Annotated in this window: 24 protein-coding genes and 1 pseudogene; 19 read left to right on the top strand and 6 right to left on the bottom strand. The window is 63.2% G+C overall.

Features of this window, described 5'->3' with window-relative positions; translation table 11 throughout:
• The 4 genes and pseudogenes from NMB96_RS15820 (at position 1) to NMB96_RS15835 (ending at position 2170) form a co-directional block, all read left to right on the top strand.
• The gene (locus NMB96_RS15820; protein ID WP_152025534.1) at positions 1–357 is read left to right on the top strand and encodes a hypothetical protein; all 357 of its coding nucleotides are present in this window, start codon (positions 1–3) and stop codon (positions 355–357) included.
• A 67-nt stretch (positions 358–424) separates the two neighbouring features.
• A pseudogene (locus tag NMB96_RS15825) lies at positions 425–894 on the top strand (RHS repeat-associated core domain-containing protein); the annotation flags it as partial.
• A gap of 441 nt (positions 895–1335) precedes the next feature.
• A complete protein-coding gene (locus tag NMB96_RS15830) occupies positions 1336–1761 on the top strand; it encodes a hypothetical protein (RefSeq protein WP_183086818.1) in 426 nt (141 codons plus the stop codon).
• Between the two features lie 220 nt (positions 1762–1981).
• Positions 1982–2170 (top strand): hypothetical protein, encoded by a 189-nt coding sequence (locus NMB96_RS15835; protein ID WP_152025536.1) that lies wholly within the window; start codon positions 1982–1984, stop codon positions 2168–2170.
• A gap of 65 nt (positions 2171–2235) precedes the next feature.
• On the opposite strand, the gene pgaD is transcribed toward NMB96_RS15835, so the two are convergent.
• The 4 genes from pgaD to NMB96_RS15855 are packed head-to-tail and all read right to left on the bottom strand — an operon-like array spanning position 2236 to position 7774.
• The gene (gene pgaD, locus NMB96_RS15840; protein WP_043889177.1) at positions 2236–2682 is read right to left on the bottom strand and encodes a poly-beta-1,6-N-acetyl-D-glucosamine biosynthesis protein PgaD; all 447 of its coding nucleotides are present in this window, start codon (positions 2680–2682) and stop codon (positions 2236–2238) included.
• Positions 2679–3932, bottom strand: coding sequence for a poly-beta-1,6-N-acetyl-D-glucosamine synthase (gene pgaC / locus NMB96_RS15845; protein ID WP_023903798.1), 1254 nt, complete (start codon positions 3930–3932; stop codon positions 2679–2681). Before pgaC ends, pgaD begins: the two co-directional genes overlap by 4 nt.
• Positions 3933–3935: 3 nt before the next feature.
• The gene (gene pgaB, locus NMB96_RS15850; RefSeq protein WP_023903799.1) at positions 3936–5834 is read right to left on the bottom strand and encodes a poly-beta-1,6-N-acetyl-D-glucosamine N-deacetylase PgaB; all 1899 of its coding nucleotides are present in this window, start codon (positions 5832–5834) and stop codon (positions 3936–3938) included.
• Positions 5816–7774, bottom strand: a complete 1959-nt coding sequence (locus NMB96_RS15855; protein WP_255085252.1) for a tetratricopeptide repeat protein — start codon at positions 7772–7774, stop codon at positions 5816–5818. The genes pgaB and NMB96_RS15855 overlap by 19 nt, the downstream gene beginning before the upstream one ends.
• Positions 7775–8249: 475 nt before the next feature.
• On the opposite strand from NMB96_RS15855, the gene NMB96_RS15860 reads away from it, so the two are divergent.
• From NMB96_RS15860 to NMB96_RS15870, 3 genes are all read left to right on the top strand, one after another.
• Complete coding sequence (locus NMB96_RS15860) at positions 8250–8738, top strand: TspO/MBR family protein (protein WP_023903801.1); 489 nt, start codon at positions 8250–8252, stop codon at positions 8736–8738.
• 521 nt (positions 8739–9259) lie between these two features.
• Positions 9260–11767 carry a bifunctional aspartate kinase/homoserine dehydrogenase I gene (gene thrA, locus NMB96_RS15865; RefSeq protein ID WP_023903803.1) on the top strand — a complete coding sequence of 836 codons (2508 nt, stop codon included), beginning with the start codon at positions 9260–9262 and terminating at the stop codon, positions 11765–11767.
• A gap of 68 nt (positions 11768–11835) precedes the next feature.
• Positions 11836–12777: a homoserine kinase gene (locus NMB96_RS15870; RefSeq protein ID WP_023903804.1), complete on the top strand. Its 942-nt coding sequence runs from the start codon at positions 11836–11838 to the stop codon at positions 12775–12777.
• Positions 12778–12851: 74 nt separating this feature from the next.
• Here the strand turns inward: NMB96_RS15870 and NMB96_RS15875 are convergent, their stop codons facing one another.
• Positions 12852–13166, bottom strand: a complete 315-nt coding sequence (locus NMB96_RS15875; RefSeq protein WP_023903805.1) for an EthD family reductase — start codon at positions 13164–13166, stop codon at positions 12852–12854.
• Positions 13167–13339: 173 nt separating this feature from the next.
• Between NMB96_RS15875 and thrC the strand changes: the two genes are divergently transcribed.
• Both thrC and NMB96_RS15885 read left to right on the top strand, forming a co-directional pair.
• A complete protein-coding gene (gene thrC / locus NMB96_RS15880; RefSeq protein ID WP_023903807.1) occupies positions 13340–14647 on the top strand; it encodes a threonine synthase in 1308 nt (435 codons plus the stop codon).
• 101 nt (positions 14648–14748) lie between these two features.
• A complete protein-coding gene (locus tag NMB96_RS15885) occupies positions 14749–15495 on the top strand; it encodes a murein L,D-transpeptidase catalytic domain family protein (RefSeq protein WP_023903808.1) in 747 nt (248 codons plus the stop codon).
• 248 nt (positions 15496–15743) lie between these two features.
• On the opposite strand, the gene NMB96_RS15890 is transcribed toward NMB96_RS15885, so the two are convergent.
• Entirely contained in the window at positions 15744–16409 is a 666-nt protein-coding gene (locus NMB96_RS15890) for a Crp/Fnr family transcriptional regulator (protein ID WP_255086977.1), read from the bottom strand.
• A 203-nt stretch (positions 16410–16612) separates the two neighbouring features.
• On the opposite strand from NMB96_RS15890, the gene hisS reads away from it, so the two are divergent.
• From hisS to hisIE, 10 genes are all read left to right on the top strand, one after another.
• Positions 16613–18049 carry a histidine--tRNA ligase gene (gene hisS / locus NMB96_RS15895; RefSeq protein ID WP_255085253.1) on the top strand — a complete coding sequence of 479 codons (1437 nt, stop codon included), beginning with the start codon at positions 16613–16615 and terminating at the stop codon, positions 18047–18049.
• A 219-nt stretch (positions 18050–18268) separates the two neighbouring features.
• Complete coding sequence (locus NMB96_RS15900; protein ID WP_255085254.1) at positions 18269–18595, top strand: YerC/YecD family TrpR-related protein; 327 nt, start codon at positions 18269–18271, stop codon at positions 18593–18595.
• A 9-nt stretch (positions 18596–18604) separates the two neighbouring features.
• On the top strand, positions 18605–19519 hold the full coding sequence (hisG, locus tag NMB96_RS15905) for an ATP phosphoribosyltransferase (protein WP_168959724.1): 915 nt from the start codon (positions 18605–18607) through the stop codon (positions 19517–19519).
• Positions 19516–20811 carry a histidinol dehydrogenase gene (gene hisD, locus NMB96_RS15910; RefSeq protein WP_255085255.1) on the top strand — a complete coding sequence of 432 codons (1296 nt, stop codon included), beginning with the start codon at positions 19516–19518 and terminating at the stop codon, positions 20809–20811. Before hisG ends, hisD begins: the two co-directional genes overlap by 4 nt.
• Positions 20808–21899, top strand: a complete 1092-nt coding sequence (gene hisC, locus NMB96_RS15915) for a histidinol-phosphate transaminase (RefSeq protein WP_255085256.1) — start codon at positions 20808–20810, stop codon at positions 21897–21899. The genes hisD and hisC overlap by 4 nt, the downstream gene beginning before the upstream one ends.
• The gene (gene hisB, locus NMB96_RS15920; protein ID WP_023903815.1) at positions 21896–23023 is read left to right on the top strand and encodes a bifunctional histidinol-phosphatase/imidazoleglycerol-phosphate dehydratase HisB; all 1128 of its coding nucleotides are present in this window, start codon (positions 21896–21898) and stop codon (positions 23021–23023) included. The genes hisC and hisB overlap by 4 nt, the downstream gene beginning before the upstream one ends.
• Positions 23020–23622 carry an imidazole glycerol phosphate synthase subunit HisH gene (gene hisH / locus NMB96_RS15925; RefSeq protein ID WP_023903816.1) on the top strand — a complete coding sequence of 201 codons (603 nt, stop codon included), beginning with the start codon at positions 23020–23022 and terminating at the stop codon, positions 23620–23622. Before hisB ends, hisH begins: the two co-directional genes overlap by 4 nt.
• On the top strand, positions 23619–24353 hold the full coding sequence (gene hisA / locus NMB96_RS15930) for a 1-(5-phosphoribosyl)-5-[(5-phosphoribosylamino)methylideneamino]imidazole-4-carboxamide isomerase (RefSeq protein ID WP_023903817.1): 735 nt from the start codon (positions 23619–23621) through the stop codon (positions 24351–24353). Before hisH ends, hisA begins: the two co-directional genes overlap by 4 nt.
• Entirely contained in the window at positions 24347–25123 is a 777-nt protein-coding gene (hisF, locus tag NMB96_RS15935) for an imidazole glycerol phosphate synthase subunit HisF (RefSeq protein ID WP_023903818.1), read from the top strand. The genes hisA and hisF overlap by 7 nt, the downstream gene beginning before the upstream one ends.
• Positions 25113–25739 carry a bifunctional phosphoribosyl-AMP cyclohydrolase/phosphoribosyl-ATP diphosphatase HisIE gene (gene hisIE, locus NMB96_RS15940; protein WP_023903819.1) on the top strand — a complete coding sequence of 209 codons (627 nt, stop codon included), beginning with the start codon at positions 25113–25115 and terminating at the stop codon, positions 25737–25739. The genes hisF and hisIE overlap by 11 nt, the downstream gene beginning before the upstream one ends.
• The last annotated feature ends 155 nt before the right edge of the window (positions 25740–25894 follow it).

Genomic DNA, 25894 nt, shown 5'->3' on the forward strand with positions numbered 1-25894 from the left:
ATGAAGGATATATTTAAAATTGTAAATTTTTCATTGATTTTTATGGTATTACAAAACCTACTGGGTTGTTCCCTTAGGGATAAGGAAGTATATGGTCAGCTTCAAGCGTTGGATGCAAGGTTTAGGGGCGATAGAGCCGCGCTTATTGTATCTGAACTTGATGGGGTAAAGGCTGTGCGCTTCCGAGATCGCGATAAGCGTGTATGGTGGGCTTTAAATAAATTGGATGAAAAGGAGGGGGTTTATACATATCCTGTTAATGGGTTGAGGCCGAAATGTGATTTCCTCAAGGAAATAAATAAAATAGATGGCGTCGAGTCCCAGGTGCGGTCAAAATTCATGGCTAGTTGTAGATAGTTGGTTACCAACCCGTGCCCATGCTGGAGTTTGAAGCGCGAAAAATTTGTCACACTGGGCTAGCCACTTCCTCGGTACCGCCAACACGTACACACTTCATGACGAGTCTGGCCGCTGGATGGGTGACTACGACAACTCGCGTAAGTCGCTGCAACAAGCAATCTGGCTAGATGACATGCCTATAGGTGTGATTAGTGCCGATGCCAAGTTGGCCTATATTGAGCCTGACCACTTAGGTAGCCCTCGCGTGGTGGTTGATCCGGTGAGAAACGTGGCTGTTTGGACTTGAACTTAAAGGGTGAGGCGTTTGGGAATACGGCGCCGAATCAAGATCCTGATCAAGATGGTGCAGGTTTCGTTTTGGATATGCGGTTTCCAGGGCAGTGCTACGATGCAATGAATGAGCTAAGTCAGAACTATTTTAGAGACTTTGATGTTGCCGCCGGGCGATATGTTCAGAGCGATCCGATTGGGTTAAATGGCGGATTTTCTACATATTCCTACGTCGAAGGCGATCCCCTCTTTTCTAAGGATCCACTTAGCTTCGAAAAGTTGGTTTGGATTTCCCCTATTCGAGATCCGGTCATTTATTCGTGAGCTAGAGCTGATGAAGACAGGCCTGGCATCTTGACAATTTATGCGCATGGAGGTCCGAATGCAGTGAACGGTCCATCCTTCTTTAGTAAGTATGGCCTTGCATTCAGTGCTGATCAGGTTGCAGATATTATCGAGGATAGTTCTTGGAACCATAAGGATGTTGTTTGGTTGAAATCTTGCAACACGGGTAAAGATCCCAACGGATTTGCTCAGCAATTAGCTAATCGGCTTGGCGTGACTGTTTTGCGCCAAACGCTCAAGTTTGGTTTAATAAGCAAGGTGTTATTGGTCCGATGCCACGGATAGGTGGAGTGGGAAAGCTGATTATTCAAACCCTGGGCAGTACACTCCATTTCGGCCGATGCCTTAAGTTGGGAAATGATGAAAAACAATATTTATTTATTTCTGATGATCTTGTTAGCCGCCTGTGGTGCTAAAAGTCCGAGTGATGCCTTTATTGTTTCAGATTCGAAATTAGAACGTCTGACTAGGCAGGCTGATTCTGGTGATTTGGCAGCAGTAAAATTTCTTATAGCTCATTATGATGCTACTTCGGGAAATGAAGAGGCCAGTGAAAAGTGGCGAGCTAAGGCAAGGTTGCTTGGGGATCCGGATGAGTTGTATTATTATTCAGCAAGGCTATCTACGGAAGCTAAGAGGAGTAATGATCGTAAAGAAAGGCGTGCAACGTTATTGGAATCGCTTAAAGCAGCAAGGCATTCATATGCAATTCGCCCTAATGAATCTGCTAAAAAATTAATTGATGAGGCAAGTCAATCTCTAGATTTTTTGGAGAGCGCTGATTAGGGGGGGGGCTGTTAGGTTATCGGGAAATGTTAATTAAGATGATGTGGTGATCAAATTTTACTCATGATTTTATGGTCATCCTAGCTTTTGCAGTTTGATATGGTTTTAAGTAAATTCAAATTTTTAAGTAATGGGGTGAGAATTGGCTTGGTTAATTCTGGTGTCTGTTCGAGATTGAGATATTTATAGTTGTGACATTGGTTTTTTTCAATTAGAGCTGATGCTGGTTTTTATCGAAGCGATCATCGTAAAAGGATGGTGCGGCCATTCATCTATTTCTGAGGTAACAAGTTATCAAAGCATTGTTTCAGGTAACTGGCGATGCAAAAATATTGGTATAGGATTAACCGCCAGCGGGGGTGGGCAAAGCGACGAATTCACCAAATTTCTAGTGGTTGTAGAGGAGTAGAGCGGTTGCTGTTTGCAGCAGACATAAAAGGCTTTGAAGCAAACGCTGCGCTACCGGCATCCAGCCTACCGATGCCTAACCACCCGCACCCCCACCGGCCTTGCAAGCTTATCCATCGCCACCGATGAGATACGGCTATGACGCAGCAGGCTACCAAGCTGTTCGGGAACGCCCAGGCGCTGATCGACTTCCGGTTCGAGCACGGTGCGGCGGCGTTTGCGCCGGTCGGCTTTGGCAAAGCGCAGGCGGTTGTACTCGGCCCAGCCGACGGTGGTGATGGCGCTCATCAGTGCGATCACCGGCAGGGCGCCCAGTGCGAACGGGTCCAGCGCGTTGTGCTTGAGGTACAGCTCCATGTAGGCGCTGCGCAGGCCGAAGAACCAGGCGATCAGCGTTGCCAGAGGTGCCCACAGATAGAAGTAGATCATCCAGGCGCCGGCGGTGGCGGCGCCGTAGGCGAGGCGGCGCGAGCGGCCGAGGCGTTGCGGCAGGTTGATGATGGGCGGTGTCATTGGATTCCTCGGTCGGGGCTTTTCCAGCGGGCGCGTTTGCTGCGACGCGCGAGCAGGGCACGTGGGAAGGCGATGACGGCAGTGAGCATGCCGATCATCCAGAAGGCGACCGGATACCAGATCACCCAGAAAAACTGGCGCGCCAGGCCTTTTTCGTAGCGGCGTTCGATCACCAGGCTGGTGGCGAACTGCATCAGGCACACCACCGCCAGCACCAGGCCATGCCAGCGCGGCAGGATGGTGTCGATGTACAACGCAGGCGGCATGGCGATGAACTTGCCGAGCAGCCACAGCACGATGATGAAGAGCATCGTGTAGGCCCATGCCAGGCTCAGCGCGTATTCCAGCAGCACGCCCCACATGCGTCGGCTGCGCCAGGAGAGCACGCGGCGGCCATGGCTCAGCAACACTTCCACGCCACCGCGTGCCCAGCGCAGGCGCTGCATCCACAGGCCGCGAAAGGTTTCCGGCATCAGGATCCAGCACAGCGCGTTAGGTTCATAGCGGATATCCCAGTCGTCGAGCTGCAGACGCCAGGAGATATCGATGTCTTCGGTGACCATGTTGTCGGACCAGAAGCCAACGTGATGCAGCGCCGAACGGCGAAACGCGCAGATCACACCCGACACGGTGAACAACCGTCCGTAGACCCGCTGCGCACGCTTGATCAGCCCCACGATGGCGGAAAATTCGCCCACCTGCATGCGGCCCATCAGCGTTGTGCGATTGCGCACGCGCGGATTGCCGGTGACGCCGCCGACGCGCGGGCCGGAGATCAGGTGGCCCACCATCCAGCGCGTGGCATTCGGGTCCAGGATGGCGTCGGCATCCACGCACACCAGATAGTCCGAGCGCGATGCCAGCGTGCCCACACGCAGCGCGTTGGCCTTGCCGTGGTTCTGCTCCAGATGCACCACGCGCAGGCGCGGATGCTGGTGGGTGAGATCGTCGAGCGCTTCGGCCGTGTTGTCGCTGCTGCCATCGTTGATGGCGATGATCTCGAAATCCGGATAGTTCTGCGCGCTCATCGCGGCGATGGTTTCGCCCACGTGCTTGGCCTCGTTGTAGCAAGGCACCAGCAACGACACAAACGGCTCGCTGGACAACGGTGGCGGCGATGAAGGACCCGGCGTGCCGCGTTCGCGTCGCAGGTAGTAGTACGTGCCTCCGATCATCCAGAAGAAGGCCATGATGATGGGATAGAAAAACGCGAAGTTGAACAGGGCGCCCAACAGGAGGCTGGTCGTCATCGGTTACCGCTCGATATAAGGGAATTGCCGAGCCGACACGGCCTCGCGCGCTTCGGGAAGAGACGGGTGGCCGCCGATGAAGTCGTCGGGGTAGTACGCCAGATGGCGCACGCCCGCAGCCAGAAGCAACTTGGTGTGTTCGAGCAGCACACCGTCGGGCAGCGGCTTGCCGGTGCGCCAATCCACGGTCTGCAGTTCGAAGATGGTGTTCTCGAAGCCACGCGGCTGCTGGCCGACACGCTGCGCCAGCTGCTGCAGCCAATGCTGCGGGTCGTTGGCCTGCTCCATGTACGGCATCGCCATCAGCGCGGTGTAGTCGTAGGCCGAAGCAAACGCGTCCAGGCGCTGCGCAAACCAGGCTTCGCTCTGCGGCTCCAGCACTGGCTGCGCGAACAGGTTGCGCACGGTCACCAGCTTGGGGCGCCAGCGTTCGGCGGCCGCTTTGAGTTCCTGTGTGAAGCCGATCAACTGCTGCGTGCGTTTGGCCGGATCGCCATTGCCGTAAGCAGGCACTTCGTCGTCGCGCAGGTAAGCATCGTCATGGAACAGCAGGCCTTCGAAATACGTGTTTGCGGCAAGGTCTTCGTAGATATCCGCAACCAGCTGCTGCGTGCGCGGATTGCCCGGATCCAGGCGCGGCACATCCTTCGGATCCTTGCCGCGAATCTGCAGTGCGGCCTGCTGTTGGGCATCAGGTAGATGAAAGCCCAGCACCGGCAGCCAGGCGAACACGCGCACGCCCGCACGGGTGCGCAGCTGCCAGGCGACACGCCCGAACAGATCCGCGCGCATCGGCAGATGCCGGTTGGGGAAGTACAGCGCATCGGCGGCGCCGTCGCCATCCGGGTCGGCGAAGGCCTGCAAAAACACGTGGCTGGGGCCGATGTCCTTGACGCGCTGGACCAGGATGTCGAGGTTACGTGCCAGCTGCGCCGGATCCGGGTCGTAGACGTAATCCAGATCGATCTGGATCGCACGCAGGCCATCGCGCGACAGATCGCGTCGCAGTTCGCCGGCCAGATCGCGCACATCCGGATTGTTGAACAGCAACAGGCGGCCAAGGCTGGCCAGCGATTGCCCATCCACGCGATCGCGGCCTTGTTGGCCGATATCGGCTTCGTGCGAGCGGCCTTCCAGATCGAAGCTGAGCGTCATGCCCAGTTGCGCGGCAATGGCGTTGCTTGCACGGTTGTACGCGGCATACGGCCACACCATGGCGCGCGGCGGCTTGCCGAGATGGGCGACGATCGCGTCGCGACTGTGGCGCAGATCGGTCTGGATGCGCTGACGGTAATCCGCTTCGCTTTCATAGCCTTTGCCCGCATCCCAATGACGGGTGACAGCGGCAGGCGTCTGATTGCCGAACGGATTGCCGGCGATGCCTTTGTGCAAGTCATCGCTATGCGAGCCGATTTCGATCAGGCCGCTGTCCTGCATCTCGCGCAGTTGCGCCCAGGTGACGAAATCATCGTGAGTGAAATCGCGATGGCCGTAGGGCACCACTTGACCAACCGGCAATTCGACCCAGCTGGTGACGGGTGCGACCAGAGCGGGATAACCGTAGGCCTGCAATAACGGGAAGACACGCGTGTAGACGCTGCGCAAGCCGTCGTCGAAGGTGAGTAGCACCGGCCTGGAGGGCAGGGCGCGCTTGCCGGCACGTGCGTCCAGCACCTGCTGCACGCTCACCGGGTGGTAGGCATGCGAGCGCAACCAATCCAGATGCGCGGCGAAGTTGCTGGTGGATACCGCATAACGATCGGGATCGCCCTTGGCGGCGACATCGTCGCGAATATCGTGGTAGCTGAGCACCAGCAAGCCCGCCTGCGCCGATGACGCAAACGTCATCAGCAGCAAGGCGACCAGCAACAGCGGCAGGCGGATCAAGGCGTACCTCCCCATCGGAAATCCAGGTCAAATCCAAGTTGTTGTTCGCGCTGGCCGTCGTAGACCGGGCGCGACCAGCTCACGCCATAACTCAGCGCGCTGCCATCGCCCAGCGACCACAGGTGGCGATAGATCGCGCTGGGCACCCACTGGCTGCCGAAGCCTGATTGATAAGTCGGCCCGGCAGTGACTTCCAGCCGCTGCCGAAAGGCGTAGTCGTAGCGACGCCAGCCGATCTGATCGATGCGCACGCCGGCGGCCACCGCAGAGCTGCGGCGTGGATTGAAGTAATTGACTGCGCGGTCGTCTTCGGCGCGTCCTGCCGAGGCGGCGAACAGGCCGTCGAGCAGCACGTGCGGGCTGGCCCACAGGCGTTGGCTGCCGGAGAGATCGAGCTGGTCGCGTCGATTGCCGTCGCTATAGCGCAACTGGCGTGCCTGTAAGTCCCAGCGGCTTTCGTCGTTGGGTGTCCAGCGCACGGCGGCGCCGATGCTGTCGCCGGTGATGCCGAAGCGGCGTGCCTGCAATGAAGCTTCTGGATCACGCGTGCGCCAGGCGACGCTGCCATACCAGGCATCGGAAAAACGCCAGCCGGCATCCAGCGCCCAGGCGGTGCCGTCGCGATCGAATTCATCGAGCGCACGTCCGCCGTAAGCGCTGAGATCCAGCCGGTTGTAGTGGTAGTGCGTGCCCAGCCAGAAGCTGCGATAGCGCACGCGCGTGTTCTGGAAATCGGCCCAATCGTCGCGTGCGCGCAAGCCCACACGCCAGCCCTCGCCGAGAAACGGCGATTCGGCTTCCAGCAACGTACTGCCGAAGTCGTTGCCGAGCGGCGAGGTGCTGTTGGTCAAGGTGTCGTTGTCGCTGCGTCCGCGCGCATGGCTGAGATGTACCTGCCAGCCGCGTTGACGTTCCAGCGAAGCGCCGAGCCGTTGCAGGCCGGCATCGTCGGGGTATTCGTTGCGAAGCGACGCAAACGTGGCATCGGCCAGATCCAGACGGTCCAGATCGCGCTGCGCTTCCACCACACCACTGCGGGCCTGTTTTTGATGCGGATCCAGCGTCAGCGCAACCGCATTACGTTGCAACGCTTTGGTGGGTTGCCCTCGGCGAAACTCGATAGAGGCCAGTGCGGCCTGTAGCTCTGCATTGTCGGGACCAATTGCAACGCGCTCGCGCAGCAAGGCGTCTGCGTCGCGGTTATTGTTCCCTGCCGAGCGTGCAGTGGCCAGTGCGATATCTGCACTGAAGCGATCCCAGTTTTCGTAACCGCTGGCCGCACCATTGCGACGCGGCCACGGCGCTTGTGTGGTCGAGAGTTTTTCGAACAGTGGCATTGCCAGATCGAAGCGTTCCTGCTCCAGCAATGCGTAGCCGAGCAGGAGCTGGCTGTTGAAGTCGTTCGGCGTGTGCTGCAAGGCTTGCCGAAGCACGGCTTCGGCTTCGGCCGGGCGACGCAGGCCCATCAGCGAATCGCCGACCGTTGGCAACACATACGCGGGAACGTCGATGCCTTCGGCTTTTAATGCCTGATAGTTGGCCACCACATCGCGATGGCGCTGGCGCTGGTTGAGTGCAACCAAGGTATCGACGCGCAGCCGCGTGGCTTCCCATGTCACCTTCGGCGGTGCTTCGCGCTCGATGCGGGCGACATTGACCAGGGCCTGATCGGTTTCTGCATAGCGGTGCGCTGCATCGATCGGCTCGGCGCTGGCCCAGCCGATCATGCGGGCGACGCGATCGTTTTCGATGCGCTCGCGCTCTTGCTGCGAGAACCAGTCCGGATGCCGCCACATGGCCTCCGCCGCAAGCTGCGCGCTGCCGAGGTCGGTCAGCGTGATTGCGCGCATGGTGTAGGCACCGCGGTCGCGTGGGTCTTGGCGTAGTACACGCTCGTAAATGGCGAGCGCATCTGCATAGCGGTGCTGGCCGCGTAACTGCTCAGCCTGCTGCATGGGAGTGTGGGCAACGGAGGCGCCAGTCACTTCTGTCGGCCGCACTTCACCGCTGTGCGCCTGAGGCACATATGCGGCAATCAAAGCGAGGCTGAGCAGGGGAGTGAGTGCGCCTTTGCGGTCAGGACAGCCGCGACGCACGTGGTTGCGTAGGCAGGAGGGAAAGGGTGTTCATTAGCGTTCCAGGCGTATGACGACTGGCGATACTGCGTATGCCCATGTAAAGCCTATGTCGTCACGGAGCTAACGAGATCTTCATCGGTTGTGTTCGCTAGATTTTGTGATTTTTGTCACAAAAAGCCTGGTTTGGTTTGAGAGATCACGTGTAGCTATCTAACAGCCAAGCGCCGACTTCGCTTAGGCAAGGAGCGTTATTTCGAATGCCATTTTTATCGTTTATTGGAAATTTCTCTAGAAAATTTCGTCATTCTGAGCGTGAATTGACCGCGAATTGGCGCCCAATCGAGTGAGTAAAATGATCAAAAAAATGCAGCGACTTGGTTTGATGTGCTGGCTGTTACTTTGCTACGTAGTAGCCGCCCTGGGAGCGGCGGCATCGATCAAAGCGGCGAGCTTCTACGCCGAGTTGCAGCAGCCGGCCTGGGCGCCGCCGGAGTGGCTGTTCGGGCCGGTGTGGACCGCGTTGTACGGAATGATGGCGGTGTCGGTGTGGCTGGTCTGGCGGCGCGGTGGGTGGAGCAGTGCGCGTGGGGCGCTGAGTCTGTTCGTGCTGCAGTTAGGGTTGAACGGGTTGTGGAGCTGGTTGTTCTTTGCCTGGCACATGGGCGCCTGGGCGTTTGTCGATATCGTGGCACTGTGGGTGGCGTTGGTGCTGACGATCGTAGCGTTCGCCAAGTGGCAACGGGTTGCTGCGTGGTTGTTGGTTCCGTATCTGCTGTGGGTGAGTTTTGCGGCGGCGTTGAACTATTCGGTGTGGCAGCTCAATCCGCAGGTGCTTGGCTAAGGGCTGTATGGATCAAAAGTGGCTGATGCACTTTGCGTTCGGCGCAAGATGGGCGCGCGGCCGCTAGGCGGAATTCGTCGAATCTGACCTCGTCTTGCACTAGGTCTCCGCTGCAGGATGCTGCGCAAGCAACGCTTGGCCCAGCGCATTAAAAGTTTCCATAGCAATCAATCGTTTGGGGCTGCGTCGCTTAAATCTTTGTCCTGCAAGGCTTTCTGTATAGGTGCGCGGTCGCGCAGGGCTGACGTAATACGCGGTGCTTGACAGCCTTCGGCCCGGTGATGTCTTTTGCACACATGCTTAACGCCTTCGCCACCGCCTCGCTTACCTGTCAGCCGCAGCTGCGGCCGGGTGCGGGCGTGGCCCGCATTACCACCACCATTACCACCGCCACCATTCGCCCGGTGCGGTCCGTCGTCTTCGCGTAATTTCCGAAAACAACGGCCCCGCACCCGGATCAGGATGCGGGGGTCTCCCTCTCTTACCTGAAGCGGACGGGGCCTCCCCAACGAGGTCTGTCGATGTCATCGCTTGCTGTTTCGCTCGAACCCGCTGCAGTTCCCGCGTCCTCTGCGCGCACCGTTGTGCACAAATTTGGTGGCACCTCGGTGGCCGATGCCGAGCGCTACCGGCATGTGGCGCAGCTGTTGCTTGCACGCGACGAGTCGGTGCAGGTCACCGTGGTGTCGGCGATGAAGGGCGTGACTGACGCCTTGATCGAGTTGGCCGAGCTGGCGTCGCAAGACCGCCCCGAGTGGCGCGATCGCTGGCATGAGACGCGGGCGCGCCATCGCGGTGCCGCAGTGGCGTTGCTGGGTGAACATTCCGGGCCGACGGTAGAGTGGCTGGACGAGCGCTTCGAGCATCTATCGCAAATCCTCGGCGCGCTGGCGGTGATCGGCGAGCTGCCGCGCGAGGTGCTCGACCGCGTGCAAGGCCTGGGCGAGGTGTATTCGGCACAATTGCTCGGCGATCATTTCCGCGCGCTTGGTGAGGATTGCGCGGTGCTGGATGCGCGCGATGTGCTGGTGGTCAATCGCGGCGAACTCGGCGTGGACGTGGACTGGGACATCAGCGCGCAGCGGCTTGCAACCTGGCGCCAGGCGCATCCGCAGACGCGCGTGGTGGTCACCGGGTTTGTGGCGCGCGATCGCGCCGATCGCATCACCACGTTGGGGCGCAACGGCAGCGATTTTTCCGGCGCGATCTTCGCGGCCTTGTTCGATGCCGATGAGCTGCATATCTGGACCGATGTGGATGGCGTGCTCTCGGCCGATCCGCGCGTGGTGCCAGAAGCGGTGCAGCTGGAAACCTTGAGCTACGACGAGGCCTGCGAGCTGGCGTATTTCGGCGCCAAGGTGGTGCATCCGCAGACGATGTCGCCGGCGATCGAGCGCGGGCTGCCGATCATCATCCGCAATACCTTTCAGCCCGAACATCCTGGCACGCGCATCACCGCCAGCAGCAAGGTCAGCGGGCCGATCAAGGGGCTCACCTTGAGCCCGGATCTGGCGGTGCTCAACCTGGAAGGCACCGGCCTGATCGGTGTGCCGGGCACGGCCGAGCGGGTGTTTGCGGCGCTGCGCGTGGCGCAGGTGTCGGTGGTGATGATCTCGCAGGGCTCGTCGGAGCATTCGATCTGTTGCGTGGTCAAACAGCACGAGTCCGAACGCGCGCGCAATGCTTTGTTGCAAGCGTTTGCGCACGAACTCACGGTTGGGCAGGTGCAGCGCGTGCAGCTGACTACCGGCATCAGTGTGCTGGCCGCGGTAGGCGATGGCATGGCTGGGCAGCCCGGTGTGGCGGCGCGCTTGTTCGAGTCGTTGGGGCGTGCGCAGGTCAATATCCTGGCGATCGCGCAAGGCTCGTCGGAGCGCAATATCTCGGTGGCGATCGATGCGGCGCATGCGACCAAGGCCTTGCGTGCGGCGCATGCGGGCTTCTGGTTGTCGCCGCAGACCTTTTCGGTGGGCGTGATCGGGCCGGGCAACGTGGGCGCGGCGTTGCTGGATCAACTGCGCATTGCGCAGCCGCAATTGCTGGGCAAGGCCAACATCGATCTTCGCCTGCGCGCAGTGGTTTCGCGCGGCCGCATGTTGCTGGACGAGCGCGGCCTGGTCGGCAATTGGCGTGATGCGTTTGCCTCCGCAGCCACTGCCACCGATCTGGAACAGTTCACCACGCATCTGCTGTCTGCACATCTGCCGCATACGGTGATCATCGATTGCAGCGGCAGCGCCGAAGTGGCCGATCGCTACGCTCAGTGGCTGGCCGCCGGCATCCACGTGGTGACGCCGAACAAGCAGGCAGGCTCCGGCCCGCTGGCGCGCTACCAGGCGATCCGCGCGGCGGCCGATGCCAGCGGTGCGCGCTTCCGTTACGAGGCCACCGTGGGTGCGGGGCTGCCGGTGATCACCACGCTGCGCGATCTGGTCGATACCGGCGATGCGGTGACCTCGATCGAAGGCATCTTTTCGGGCACGCTGGCCTGGTTGTTCAACAAATACGATGGCAGCGTGCCGTTCGCCGAATTGGTGACGCAGGCGCGCGGAATGGGCTATACCGAACCGGATCCGCGCGACGATCTGTCCGGCGTGGATGTGGCGCGCAAGCTGGTGATCCTGGCGCGCGAAGCCGGGCGCGAGATCAGCCTGGAAGATGTGCAGGTCGAGAGCCTGGTGCCCGAAGCTTTGCGCCAGGCCAGCGTGGACGATTTCATGGCGCGCCTGCATGAAGTGGATGCGATGTTCGCGCAGCGCCTGGCCGATGCGCGTGCACGCGGCCATGTGTTGCGTTACGTCGCGCAGCTGCCGCCGGATCGTGCGCCCAGCGTGGGTCTGGTCGAGCTGCCGGCCGATCACGCGTTCGCCAATCTGCGTTTGACCGACAACGTGGTGCAATTCACCACGCGCCGTTATTGCGAGAACCCGCTGGTGGTGCAGGGGCCAGGCGCGGGGCCGGAAGTCACTGCGGCAGGTGTGTTTGCCGATCTGCTGCGGGTGGCGGCAGGCGAGGGGGCGCGGTTGTGAATCAGGCGGTTGCAAACCAGGCGGCTGTAAATCAAACGGCGCTAAATCAGACAACCGAAGCGAATCACGTGGCGACCGCGACGCAGGGCCTGCACGAAGCACGCGCATTCGCACCGGCTTCGGTGGCGAATGTGGCAGTGGGATTCGATCTGCTCGGTTATCCGATCGATGGCGTCGGCGATACGGTGACGGTGCGACGCATCGATGCTCCATTGGTGCGCATCGCCGCCATCCGCGGCACTACCGTGGCCTTGCCGCTGGATGCCGAGCGCAACACGGCGGGCGCGGCGTTGATCTCGTTGCGTGCGGCATTGGCGCTGCCGTTCGGTTTCGAGATAGAGATCGACAAAGGCATCGCCTTGAGTTCGGGCATGGGCGGCTCGGCGGCATCGTGCGTGGCGGCGTTGGTTGCCGCCAACGCGCTGCTGGATGCGCCGCTGCGCAACGAGCAGCTCTACCAGCACGCACTCGATGGCGAGGCGGTGGCCAGCGGCAGTCGCCATGGCGACAACCTGGGGCCGCTGTTTTTAGGCGGCCTGGTGTTGTGCACGTTGGAGCGGCTGGTGCCGATCAGCGTGCCGGCCGCGTGGCATAGCCTGCTGGTGCATCCGGACGCGGTGTTGGAAACCCGCCGCGCGCGCGAAGCCTTGGCTGGCGACTATCACTTGCGTGAGTTCGTCGCGCAGAGCACCAACCTGGCGTTGGTGCTGGCTGGCTGCCATGCCGGCGATGCGGGCCTGGTCCGTGCGGGCTTGCGCGATGTGTTGATCGAGCCACGCCGCGCGCCGTTGATCGCCGGGTTCGCGGCTGCCAAGCAAGCTGCGCTGGATCACGATGCACTGGGTGCCAGTATCTCCGGCGCCGGCCCCAGTGTGTTCGCCTGGTTCGAATCGCGCGCGGCCGCCGACGCTGCGGCCGCGTCAGTGAAGGCTGCATTCGCAGGCGTTGGCCTGGATAGCCAGCATTGGGTGTCTCCGATCACCAGCCCGGCCGCGCGGTTGCTCGCATGAGTCGGCGCGCGCATGCGGTACTCGACCGATCACGCTTGCAGTGCACGCATGCCGTGCAACCTGCGACGCAGTATTCAACCGACCACAACCTCGCTGATCTGCATCACCGGCGCAAGATCGGTGTAGTTGGGGATGTCGCCCAGGATTTCCTCGGCATGCGGCCCGAAACTGGCGCCGAAGGCCTCCACCGAGTCGCAAAAAATGTGGCACATGCCGATGTAGGGCGGGGTGCTGCCCGGCTCGCCGCCACTGATGCCTTTATCCACCGTGTAACTGAGGCAAGCCGCGCCCATCCGTGCGCTCACCAGCGGCATGTGGGTGTCGCGGTAGTAAGCGTGGTCGAAGCGGGCGCCGTCGCGGTACGGGTACATCACGCTGACCTTGATCATCTGCCTGCTCCGCGGAAAGGTGCCCGCAGCATAGCGCCGTGGCGCCGGCAGTGGATGACCATCGGGCCGGGTGCGGCCAGGGCACCGACATCGGCCCAACCGCCAATCCTGGTCTCCGCGTTCTCGGGCAATGCCGAGTTGCCCACTTCGTTCTCGCTTTGTCTGGAGTCACCATGAACTTCATCTCCACCCGTGGCGGCGCGCCTGCCGCAAGCCTGAGTCAGGCGATCGCCGCCGGCCTGGCACCCGATGGCGGCCTGTACGTGCCGCAGATCCTGCCGCCGGCACGCACGCTCGCTGCCGGCGCCACTCTGGCCGATACCGCCGCTACGTTGCTGCAGCCTTTCTTCGAAGGCGATGCGCTGGCAACAGAGCTGCCGGCCATCTGCGCCGAAGCGTTCGACTTCCCCGCGCCGTTGGTGCCGCTGGCTACGCCCGGCGATTACGCGCTGGAGCTGTTCCATGGGCCGACCGCCGCATTCAAGGATTTCGGCGCGCGCTTTCTTGCCGCCTGCCTGACCCGGCTGCGTCGCGCCGAAGACCGCCCGCTCACCATCCTGGTCGCCACCTCCGGCGATACCGGCGCTGCCGTGGCCGCGGCGTTCCATCGCCAGCCGGGCTTGCGTGTGGTGGTGCTGTATCCGGATGGCCGCGTGTCGCCGCGCCAGGCGCATCAGTTGGGCTGCTTCGGCGACAACATCCAGGCCTTGCGCGTGGCCGGCTCGTTCGACGATTGCCAGGCGATGGTCAAGCAGGCCCTGAGCGATGCTACGTTGCAGGCGCAGGTGCCGCTGAGTTCGGCCAACAGCATCAGCCTTGGGCGCTTGCTGCCGCAGATGAGCTACTACGCGCATGCCGCTCTGCAACACCATGCCGGCGCGGGCGCGGCGCTGAATCTGGTGGTGCCTACCGGCAATCTGGGCAATGGATTGGCGGCGATCCTGGCGCGCGCGCTCGGTGTGCCGTTGGGCCGTATCGCGCTGGCGTCCAACGCCAATCACGTGTTGCCGGATTATTTTGCCGGCGACGATTACGCGCCGCAGCCCAGCGTGGCGACGCTGGCCAATGCGATGGACGTGGGCGCGCCGAGCAATTTCGAACGCCTGCGTTGGCTCTACCAGGGCGACGATGCCGCGTTGCGCGAGGCATTCCGTGCGTTGTCGGTGGACGATGCGGCGATCCGCCACACCGTGCAGCAGCGCTTTGCGCGCTACGGCGAAGTGCACTGCCCGCACACCGCCACCGCCGTGCACGTGCTCGAACAACTACGCGCAGAAGGAGCCGAGGGCGGAACCGGCGACTGGGCGGTGGCGGCCACCGCGCATCCGGCCAAGTTCGAGGGCGTGGTGGAGCCGCTGATCGGCCGTGCTGTCGAGGTTCCACCGGCGCTGGCCGCGCTGTTGCAGCGTCCCGCACACGCCGAAGCACTTGCGCCGGACTACGCCGCCTTCCGGCAGCGTCTGCTTGCGGATGCGGCCTGACCCAACGCGTTCAGGCGCCAGGGGTTGGAAAGTTCCGCACATGAGGCTATCTCTATCGGGTGCGGCCCCGGCGTGGCGCCGCGTCCGCTGTGGGTTGTTGCATGTCTTATCGAGTGATCGCCGCTGCCATCGCCTTATGCGGTTGGGCAGCGGCTGGAACGGCCAGTGCGGCCGATGCCATTTCTGCCGCCCCATTGGCATCGTTGGGGACACCCAGCATGGGGTTGGTGGATGCCCTGGCACGCCAGGCGCCGTCGCTGGACCGCCAGGTGCTGGCCTTGGCTGCCGAGGCGCTGCAATGCGCCCGGCAGCGCCAGCAGGTGGGTGCCGAGCGCGTGCTCAGCGTCATCGACTACAGCCGGCCATCGACCGAGCGCCGGCTGTGGGTGTTCGATCTTGAGCGGCAGCGGCTGCTGTTCCAGGAATGGGTGGCGCACGGGCGCAACACCGGCAACAACCTGGCGGCGAAGTTTTCCAACGATGACGGCAGTTTCCAGTCCAGCCTCGGCGCGTTCACCGCGCAGGAGTCGTATACCGGCCACAACGGCTATTCGTTACGGCTGAAAGGCCTGGAGCCCGGGTTCAACGACCATGCGCGCGACCGGGCGATCGTGATCCACGGCGCGCCCTACGTCAGCGAGGCGGTGATCCGCTCCCAGGGCCGGCTCGGGCGCAGCCTGGGCTGCCCGGCGGTGCGTCCGGCGGTGGCCAGGCAATTGATCGATACCTTGCGTGAAGGCGCCTTCGTGTTCGCCTACTACCCGGACCGTGCCTGGCTACGCCAATCGCGGTTGCTGAGTGGCGGATGTGGCGCATCGGTGGCGAGTGCGAACGTGGGCGGGCGTTGATTCCTTAGCGTCTGCGTCGCGGGGCTGTCACCAGCGCGATCGGCCTGCAACGCTGACAGTGCTTTCGAACTGGCGCGTCGGTCACTCGGCGATGGGGTTACCAGAGCAACCTGCAACGCGTCGGCAGCGGTCCTCAGTGATCCGGTGCGGGCAGGCGTGCAGAAGTTATGTGTTTGGTGCTGCCGGCCGCGCCTGTTGGGTGCGCGCGCATTAGCTAAACGAACCGGTCTAACCAGAACCGCCACACCTCAAACCGTATCGCCCGCCAGGCTGCGCAGCGCCGCGTAATCCAGGATCTGCACCAGATGCAGTTGCGGCAGCGCGATCAGCTGCTGTTGCCTGAGCTTGGTAAAGGTGCGGCTCACCGTCTCCACGGTCAGTCCGAGATGGTCGGCGATATCGCTGCGGCTCATCGGCAGCGCCACGGTGTCGCCGCTGGCGCCGGGCTGGGTGGAGCGCGCCGCCAGCCGCAGCAGGAAATGCGCCAGCCGCTCGCTGGGTTGCAGGCGCGCCAGTAGCATGCCGGTGTCCTGCGCGGCGGCCAGTTCCATGCTGGCGCGCTGCAGCAGCTTGCGTTCCAGCTGCGGGTAGCGATCGCGCAACTGGCGCATCTGTGTGATCGGCGTGCGGCAGACCCGGCTGTCGATGATGGCTTCGATATCGTGGCGGTGCTGTGGCGTTTCGGTCAGCCCCACGTAGTCGCCGGGCAACACGAATCCGGTGATCTGGCGGCGCCCGTCGGCCAGCGTGCGTACCAGCCGCAACGCGCCGGAGGTGACGGTGTAGACGTGATGGCGGCTCTCGCCCGCGCGCACCAGGGTGCTGCCGGGCGCATAGGTCTGGGCGTGGGTGGCCTGATCCAGTGCTTCCATTTCCTGTGGCGACAGCGCCGCGCAGATGGCCCGGCCGCGCACCGCGCACTGCGCGCATTCGGAATGGCGCGCGTCGCTGCCCGATACGGCGCTTGGCACCGCACAGTTCGTGCTGGGATCTGAAAGCTGCCGGTACATGGGCCACGCATTGCCAAGAGGCGCTGCAATGATACGCCATGCGGTCAGCGCGGCCGCCAGCCGGTAGAATTGCGCGTTCGCCACATTGCCCTGCAGGAGTTTCGCTCGTGATCAAGCCCCGTACGCCGCCCGGCATCATGGAATTGCTGCCGCGCGAGCAGATCGCGTTCCAGCGCATGCTGGACGTCATCCGCCGCAATTACGAGCGGTTCGGGTTCCTGCCGGTCGAAACCCCGGTGTTCGAACTGTCCGATGTGCTGTTGACCAAATCCGGCGGCGAGACCGAGCGCCAGGTGTACTTCGTGCAGTCCACCGGCGCGCTGGCCAATGCGGCGGCCGCCGTCGACGAGGGCGCCGAGAGTGGCGGCCTGCCGGAGCTGGCGCTGCGCTTCGACCTGACCGTGCCGCTGGCGCGCTATGTGGCCGAGCACGAGCACGACTTGAGCTTCCCGTTCCGCCGCTATCAGATGCAGCGCGTGTACCGCGGCGAGCGTGCCCAGCGCGGGCGCTTCCGCGAGTTCTATCAGTGCGATATCGACGTGATCGGCAAGGATGCGTTGAGCATCCGCTACGACGCCGAAGTGCTGGCGGTGATCCACGCGGTGTTCGCCGAGCTGGGCATCGGCGAGTTCAAGGTGCAGTTGAACAACCGCAAGCTGCTGCGCGGCTTCTTCGAAAGCCTGGGCGTGGCCGAAGGCGAGCTGCAGCTGGCGGTGTTGCGCGAGGTCGACAAGATCGACAAGCGAGGTGCCGATTACGTGCGCGATACGCTGGTGGGCGAGGGCTTCGGCATCGCCGCCGAGCAGGTTGACAAGATCCTGGCCTTCGTGGCGGTGCGCTCGAACGGACATGCCGATGCGCTGGCGCAGTTGCAGGCGCTGAACGCCTCGGTCGGCGCCAGCGCGACGTTGGGCGAGGGCATCGCCGAACTGCGCGAGGTCCTTGAATTGGTCAAGGCGCTGGGCGTACCCGAGAGCGCGTACTGCCTGAACTTCTCGATCGCACGCGGGCTGGATTACTACACCGGCACCGTCTACGAGACCACGCTGACCGACCACCCGCAGATCGGCTCGATCTGCTCGGGCGGCCGTTACGAGAGCCTGGCCAGCCACTACACCAAGTCCAAATTGCCCGGCGTGGGCATCTCCATTGGTCTGACCCGGCTGTTCTGGCAGCTGCGCGAGGCCGGCCTGATCCAGGGCATCGCCGAAAGCAGCGTGCACGCGATGGTGGCGTTGATGGACGAGTCGCGCCTGGGCGATGCGCTGGATATCGCGCGCCGGCTACGCATCGGTGGCATCAATACCGAAGTGCAGATGGAGCCGAAGAAGATCGGCAAGCAGTTCCAGTACGCCGCACGCGCGGGCATCCGCTTCGTAGTGCTCGCCGGCGACGACGAACTGGCGCGCGGGGTGGTGGCGGTCAAGGACCTGGTGCGCGAGCAGCAGTTCGACGTTGCCCGCGACGAGCTGGCCAGCACGTTGCTGGTGGAGCTGGAGCAGGCCAAGGCGATGCTGGTGGCTGGTGGCGTCAAGGCCGATTGAGTCGCTGGCTGGCTAGATAGGGAATGCAGCCAGGTTGGTACAGCGTAGGCGGCGCCCGGTACCGATGCGGAAACAAACCCACTGACACCTCGCTGTCGGTGGGTTTTTCGTTTCTGATCCGCAGCAGGGTCCGCTACTTCGCTGAACGCTTCGGACGGCAGCGCTTGTCCTACGAACCCTGGTTGCGTTAACGTACTAACACGCTATTACATTAACGCAATGAAACAACGACCCGCTCCCCGCGAAAGTGCCGATGTCGCCGCCTCCCTCAAGATGCTGGCCGATGCACTGGCGTGCCTGAAGGAGCCTGGCGCGGTCGAGGCCTTTCTGCGCGATCTGTGCACGCCTGCCGAGCTGGAGGCCATGTCCGACCGCTGGCGCGTGGTGCCGTTGTTGATCAAGGGCGTGCCGTATCGCGAGATCCACGAGCTGACCCAGGTCAGCGTGACCACCATCGGGCGCGTTGCACGCACCCTGGACCACGGTGCCGGCGGCTATGCCACGGCCCTGCGCGAGCAATCGGCGCGCCCTGACGAATCCCACTGAGAGAACAAGATGAGTGCTTCCACGGCAGCACCGGCACGTGACCGGTTGCGTATCGCCATCCAGAAGAGCGGCCGCCTGGCTGAACCGGCGCGCAGCTTATTGGCCGCCTGCGGGCTGAGCTGGCGGCAGAGCCGCGACAAATTGTTCTGCTACGGCGAATCGCTGCCAGTGGATCTGCTGCTGGTGCGCGACGACGACATCCCCGGCCTGATCGCCGATGGCGTCTGCGACCTGGGCATCGTGGGCCAGAACGAGCTGGAAGAGCAGGCCGCCGAGCGCCGCCGCAACGGCTTGCCTGCTGCGTATCACGCGGTGCGCGGGGTCGGCTTCGGCCAGTGCCGCCTGATGCTCGCGGTGCCGGAAGAGTGGGACTGGCAGGGTGTGGAGCAACTGGCCGGCAAGCGCATCGCCACCAGCTACCCGGCGATCCTGGCCGACTGGCTGGAGCGCCAGGGCATCGACGCGGCGGTGGTGGAATTGTCCGGCTCGGTGGAAATCGCACCGCGCCTGGGCACCGCCGATCTGATCTGCGATCTGGTCTCCAGCGGCGCTACCCTGGCCGCCAACCAGCTCAAGCCGGTCGAACTGGTGATGGAAAGCGAGGCCGTACTGGCCGGCGCCGTGCGCGAACCGGCCGATGCACGTGCCGCCTTGCTGGCGATGCTGCTGCGGCGTATGGATGGCGTGCTCAAGCTGCGCGACAGCAAGCTGCTGATGTTTCGCGCCGAACAGGACAACGTGGATGCACTACGCCGCCTGCTGCCCGACGCCGACCCACTGGTGCAGTTGCCAGACGATGGAAACGGTGTCCTGCGGTTGCAGACCATGTGCCATGGCGCGGTGACCTGGCAACGCTTGGAAGAACTCGAACGCGCCGGTGCGCAAGGTCTGATGGTGTTGACGGTGGAGCGCTCGCTGGCATGAACATTCTCGATTGGTCCCAACTCGATGCCGCTGCACGCAGCCAGGCATTGACCCGCCCGGTGCAGACCGTGGCCACGCAGACACGCGATGCGGTCGCTGCGTTGATTGGCGATGTGCGCGCCCGCGGCGATGTCGCATTGCGCGACATCACTGCGCGCTTCGATGGCGTGTCGCTGGAGAGCTTCGCCGTGAGCGAGGCCGAATTCGCCGCCGCCGAAGCGACGGTGGCCCCGGAACTGCGTCAGGCCATGCAGGATGCGGTCGCGCGGATCGACACCTTCCACCGCGCCGGCATGAGCGCAGGCTATGCGGTGGAAACCGCGCCGGGCGTGGTGTGCGAAAAGATCGTGCGGCCGATCGGCCGGGTCGGCCTGTATGTGCCGGCCGGCAGCGCGCCGTTGCCGTCGACCGCGTTGATGCTCGGGGTGCCGGCGCGCCTGGCCGGTTGCCGCGAAGTCGTGCTGTGCACGCCGCCGCGCAAGGACGGCAGCGTGGATCCGGCGGTGCTGGTGGCCGCGCAGCTCACCGGCGTGCGCCGCGTGTTCAAGCTCGGTGGTGCGCAGGCAATTGCGGCAATGGCCTATGGCACCGAATCGGTGCCGAGTTGCGACAAGTTGTTCGGCCCGGGCAACAGCTTCGTTACCGAAGCCAAGCAGCAGGTGGCGCAGTCCGGCGCGGCGGCGATCGACATGCCGGCTGGCCCGTCGGAAGTGCTGGTGATCGCCGATGCCGGTGCGCAGCCTGCCTTTGTCGCCGCCGATCTACTCTCGCAGGCCGAACACGGCCCGGATTCGCAAGTGTTGCTGTTGTCCGACAGCGATGCGTTGATTGCAGCCGTAGAGGCGCAGTTGGACGTTCAGCTGGCGCAACTTTCGCGCGCAGAGATCGCGCGCCAGGCTCTGGCGCAATCGCGCCTGATCAAGGTGACCACGCTGGACGAGGCGTTTACGATCAGTAATCGCTATGCGCCGGAACACCTGATTCTTGCACTGCGCGAACCGCGTGCGTGGCTGAGCCAGGTCGAAGCGGCCGGTTCAGTGTTTCTTGGCGATTACACGCCCGAAGCGCTCGGCGATTACTGCAGCGGCACCAACCACGTATTGCCGACCAGCGGCGCGGCACGCGCCTATAGCGGCGTGAGCGTGGCCAGCTTCCAGAACATGGTCAGCGTGCAGGCCGCCAGCAAGGCCGGCATCGACGGCATCGGCGAATGCGCATTGATTCTCGCGCGTGCCGAAGGCCTGGATGCGCACGCCAATGCGGTGGCATTGCGGATGGGAGTGGCGGCATGAGTACCACATCGATTCTGGATCTTGTGCGTGAGGACCTGCGCGCCTTTGCCGGCTACTCGTCGGCACGCACCAGCGCCTTGCAGGGCGATGTGTGGCTCAACGCCAACGAGTCGGCGTGGGGAAATCCAGCCGACCCGGGCGCCAGCACGCGGCGCTATCCGGACCCGCAACCCAAGGGTCTGCGCAGCGCGTTGGCGACGCTGTACGGCTGCGCGCCCGAGCAACTATTGATCGGCCGCGGCAGCGACGAGGCGATCGATCTGCTGGTGCGCGGACTGTGCGTGCCCGAGCGCGATGCGGTGGTGGTGACCCCGCCGGTGTTCGGCATGTACGCGGTGTGTGCGCGCTTGCAGAACGCGCCGTTGGTCGAAGTGCCGCTGGTGGACGGGCCTGAGGGTTTTCACGCGGACATCCCGGTGATTGTCCAAGCAGCGTTGGCCTCGCGTGCCAAGTTGGTATTCCTGTGCTCGCCGTCCAACCCGGCCGGCTCGGCGATTCCGTTGGACGAGATCGAAACCGCTTTGCAGGCATTGCAGGGCAAAGCGCTGGTGGTTGTCGATGAAGCCTATGGCGAATTCTCCGATGTGCCATCGGCAGTGAGTCTGCTTGCGCGCTACGACAATCTGGCCGTGTTGCGCACGCTGTCCAAGGCGCATGCGCTGGCGGCGGCACGCATCGGCAGCCTGATCGCCAACGCCGAATTGATCGCCTTGCTGCGGCGCTGCCAGGCGCCGTACCCGGTGCCGACCCCGTGCGCGGCGATGGCCGAGCAGGCCTTGTCCGTGCCGGCGCTGGAAGTCACCCGTCGGCGCATTGCCGAGGTGCGCAGCGAGCGTACACGCGTGCACAATGCGTTTGAACAACTGGCCGGTGTGCGTCAGGTGTATCCCTCGCAAGGCAACTTCCTGCTGGTGCGCTTCGACGACGCCGAAGCGGCATTTCAGGCGCTGCTGGAGGCCGGTGTGGTGGTGCGCGACCAACGCGCGGTGCCGCAGCTGTTCGATGCACTGCGCATCACCCTGGGCACGCACGAGCAAAACGAGCGCGTATTGAGCGCGCTGCAACGCAAGCAGGAGGCCGCCGCATGACCCCGATTCTTTTCGTCGACCGCGATGGCACGCTGATCACCGAGCCGGCGGATTATCAAATCGACGCCTACGAAAAACTGCGCTTCGTCGACAACGTGATTCCGGCGATGCTCAAGTTGCGCGATGCCGGCTACCAGTTCGTCATCGTCAGCAATCAGGACGGCCTGGGCAGCGAAAGCTATCCGCGCGCATCCTTCGATGGCCCCAACAACCTGATGCTGCAGATCTTCGCCAGCCAGGGCATCGTGTTCCGCGAAGTGTTGATCGACTGCAGCTGGCCCGCCGACAACGCGCCCACGCGCAAACCCGGCGTCGGCCTGATGGTGCCGTATCTGCAGGATCGCAATATCGATTGGGCACGCTCGGCGATGGTAGGCGACCGCATCACCGACATCCAGTTTGCGCAGAACCTCAATATCCGTGGCTTCCAGCTGCGTACCGACGAGTTTGGCGGCGAGTGGGATTGGCCCGGCATTGCGCACGAGCTCGCCGATGCGCCCAGGCGCGCGGTAGTCCAGCGCAACACCAAGGAAACCAAGATCCGCGTCGAGCTGGATCTGGATCGCGTGGCCGAACCGCACACTGCCACCGGCCTGCCGTTCTTCGATCATATGCTGGAGCAGATCGGCAAACATGGCGGTTTTGCGCTGGACATCCGCGCCGAAGGCGATCTGCATATCGATGAGCACCACACCATCGAGGACACCGGTCTTGCGCTGGGCCAGGCCTTGCGCGAAGCGCTGGGCGATAAGCGCGGCATCGGCCGTTATGGCTTCGATCCTGAAGACAGCCCGTGGCGTGTTGCCGGCGACACCGCGCAACATGGCTTCACGTTGCCGATGGACGAAACCATCGCCAGTGCTGCGCTGGATTTCAGCGGCCGGCCGTATTTCGTGTTCGAAGGCGATTTCAAGCGCGAGCGCGTGGGCGATATGCCCACCGAACTGGTGCCGCATTTTTTCCGTTCGATCTGCGATGCGTCCGGTTTGAATCTGCACCTGAGCGTGCGCGGCGAGAACGATCACCACAAGGTCGAAGCCTGCTTCAAGGCGCTGGCGCGTGCGCTGCGTCAGGCGATCCGCCGCGAGGGTACCGCATTGCCATCGACCAAGGGTGCGCTATGACCGACCTTGCGCTGATCGATGCCGGCGGCGCCAATCTGGGCTCGGTGCGCTATGCGTTGGAGCGGCTGGGCGTGGAAGCGCGCGTGGTACGCGATGCCGAAGGGTTGCAGGGCGCGCAGCGCGTCATCCTGCCCGGCGTCGGCGCCGCACCTGAAGCGATGTCGCGCTTGCGCGCGCAGGGCTTGATCGAACCTTTGCGACAACTGCAGGTGCCGCTGATCGGCATCTGCTTGGGGATGCAATTGCTGTTTGAACATTCCGAAGAAGGCGATGTCGATTGCCTCGGGCTGTTGCCGGGTATCGTGCGCCACATGACGCCTGCGCTGGGCATTCGGGTGCCGCATATGGGCTGGAATCAGCTGGTGCCGATGCGCGAATCCGCGCTGTTGGCCGGTCTGCCGGAACGTGCCAGTGCCTATTTCGTGCACGGTTACGCTGCGCCGGTGACGGCCGATACCGTGGCCGCCTGCGATCACGGCGGCTTGTTTACCGCAGTGGTGCAGCAAGGCCTGCGCTGCGGCGCGCAGTTCCATCCCGAGCGTTCGGCCGAAACCGGTGCACGCATCCTGCGCAATTTTCTTGAGATGAGCTTCCCATGAGTTTCACCGTTTACCCGGCGCTGGATATCCGCAACGGCCGCGTGGTGCGTTTGCTGCAAGGCGATTACACGCGCGAAACCCAGTACGGCGACGATGTACTGCCGCGCGCGCAGGCGTTTGCCGATACCGGCGCGCGGTGGATGCATCTGGTCGATCTGGATGCGGCAAAGGCGGGCGGCTACACCTTGGCCGCGACACTCGGCGAGATCGTGCGCCAGACTGGCCTGCAGGTGCAGACCGGCGGCGGTGTGCGCTCACGCGAGGATGTAGCGCGCATCCTTGATGCTGGCGCCGCACGCGTGGTGGTCGGTTCGTTGGCCGTGCGCGAGAGCGAGACCGTCATCGACTGGCTGCAGGAATTCGGTGCCGACCGGCTGACCATCGCGCTGGACACGCGGCAGGACGCCCACGGCGTCTGGCAATTGCCAGTGCATGGCTGGACCGAAGCGGCCGAGGCCACGCTGGACCAACTGGCCGTGCGTTACGCGCAAGCCGGTCTGCAGCATCTGTTGTGTACCGATATCGCCCGCGACGGCATGCTGTCCGGCCCGAACATGGACCTGTACGCACACCTGCGCACGCTGGCGCCGCAACTGCAGGTGCAGGTCTCCGGCGGTGCGCGCAATCTGGCCGATGTGGCTGCCGCCAAGGCCGCAGGCTGCGCCGGCATCGTGCTCGGCAAGGCCTTGCTGGAAGGGCATCTGGCGTTGAAGGAGGCACTGGCATGCTGAGTCGCCGCATCATTCCCTGCCTGGACGTGCGCGACGGGCGCGTAGTCAAGGGCGTCAAGTTCCGCGACCACATCGACATGGGCGATATCGTCGAGCTGGCGCTGCGTTATCGCGCGCAAGGTGCCGACGAACTGGTGTTCTACGACATCGGCGCCAGCCCGGAAGGGCGCTCGGTAGATTACACCTGGGTCGAGCGGGTCGCGCGGTTGATCGATATTCCGTTCTGCGTGGCCGGCGGCATCCGTGATGTGGACACTGCGCGCGCGGTGCTGCATGCCGGTGCCGACAAGATTTCGATCAATTCGCCAGCGCTCGGCAGGCCGCAGTTGATCTCCGAGCTGGCCGACGCCTTCGGCGTGCAATGCGTGGTTGTCGGTGTCGACTCGATCCGCGAGGACGATGGGCAGTGGCGCGTGCGCCGCTATACCGGCGACCCGAGCAAGACGCAGGCCTTGCCGATGCGCACCCTGGATTGGGTGGCCGAAGCGCAGCGTCTGGGTGCCGGCGAGATCGTGCTCAACTGCATGGACAACGATGGCGTGCGGCGTGGCTATGACATCGCGCAATTGCGTCAGGTGCGTGCGCTGTGCCACGTGCCGTTGATCGCCTCAGGCGGTGCCGGTGAGATGCAGCATTTTGCCGATGTATTCGACCAGGCCGATGTCGATGGCGCCCTGGCGGCGAGCGTGTTTCATAGCGGCGCGATTCCGATTCCGGAACTCAAGCAATTCCTGCGCGCGCAACAGATCGAGGTACGTGATGGGCAGTAACGACAACGAGACGGCAGCGGGCGACGCGCTCGCCACGCTGGACTGGAGCAAGGGCGACGGCTTGCTGCCGGTGGTCGTGCAGGACGCCGACAACCTGCGCGTGCTGATGCTGGGCTACATGAATGCCGAAGCGCTGGCGGTCACCCAGCAACGTGGCGAAGTCACCTTCTTCAGCCGCAGCAAGCAGCGTTTGTGGACCAAGGGCGAGAGCTCGGGCAATGTCTTGCGCGTGGTGTCGATCGAGACCGATTGCGATGCCGATACGCTGCTGGTGCAGGCGCGGCCGCATGGGCCAACCTGCCATCTCGGCCGCACCAGCTGTTTCCCGAATGCGCCAGGCCAGTTCCTCGGCAGTCTGGATGCCTTGATCGCCGCGCGCGAACACGAGCGCCCGCACGGCAGCTACACCACCAAACTGTTCGAGCAGGGCATCCGACGCATCGCGCAGAAGGTGGGCGAAGAGGGCGTTGAAACCGCACTGGCCGGCGTGGTGCAGGGCGATGCCGAGTTGCTGGGCGAATCGGCCGATCTGCTGTATCACCTGATCGTGCTGCTGCGCGCGCGCGGCCTGGGCCTGGGCGATGCGGTGGCGCTGCTGGAGTCGCGGCACAAGTAACGCGCTTGTGTAGGAGCGCCCTCGGGCGCGATGAGGCTTCATCGATAACGCCCATCGCGCCCAAGGGCGCTCCTACGAGGATGTGTCGTAGGGGTTTCGGCGTTCAAACCCGCGCCGTGCGCCTGGCCACCACAGGTACAATTTCCGCTGATCTT

This window comes from Xanthomonas hortorum (genome assembly GCF_024339125.1).
Classification (GTDB): domain Bacteria; phylum Pseudomonadota; class Gammaproteobacteria; order Xanthomonadales; family Xanthomonadaceae; genus Xanthomonas; species Xanthomonas hortorum.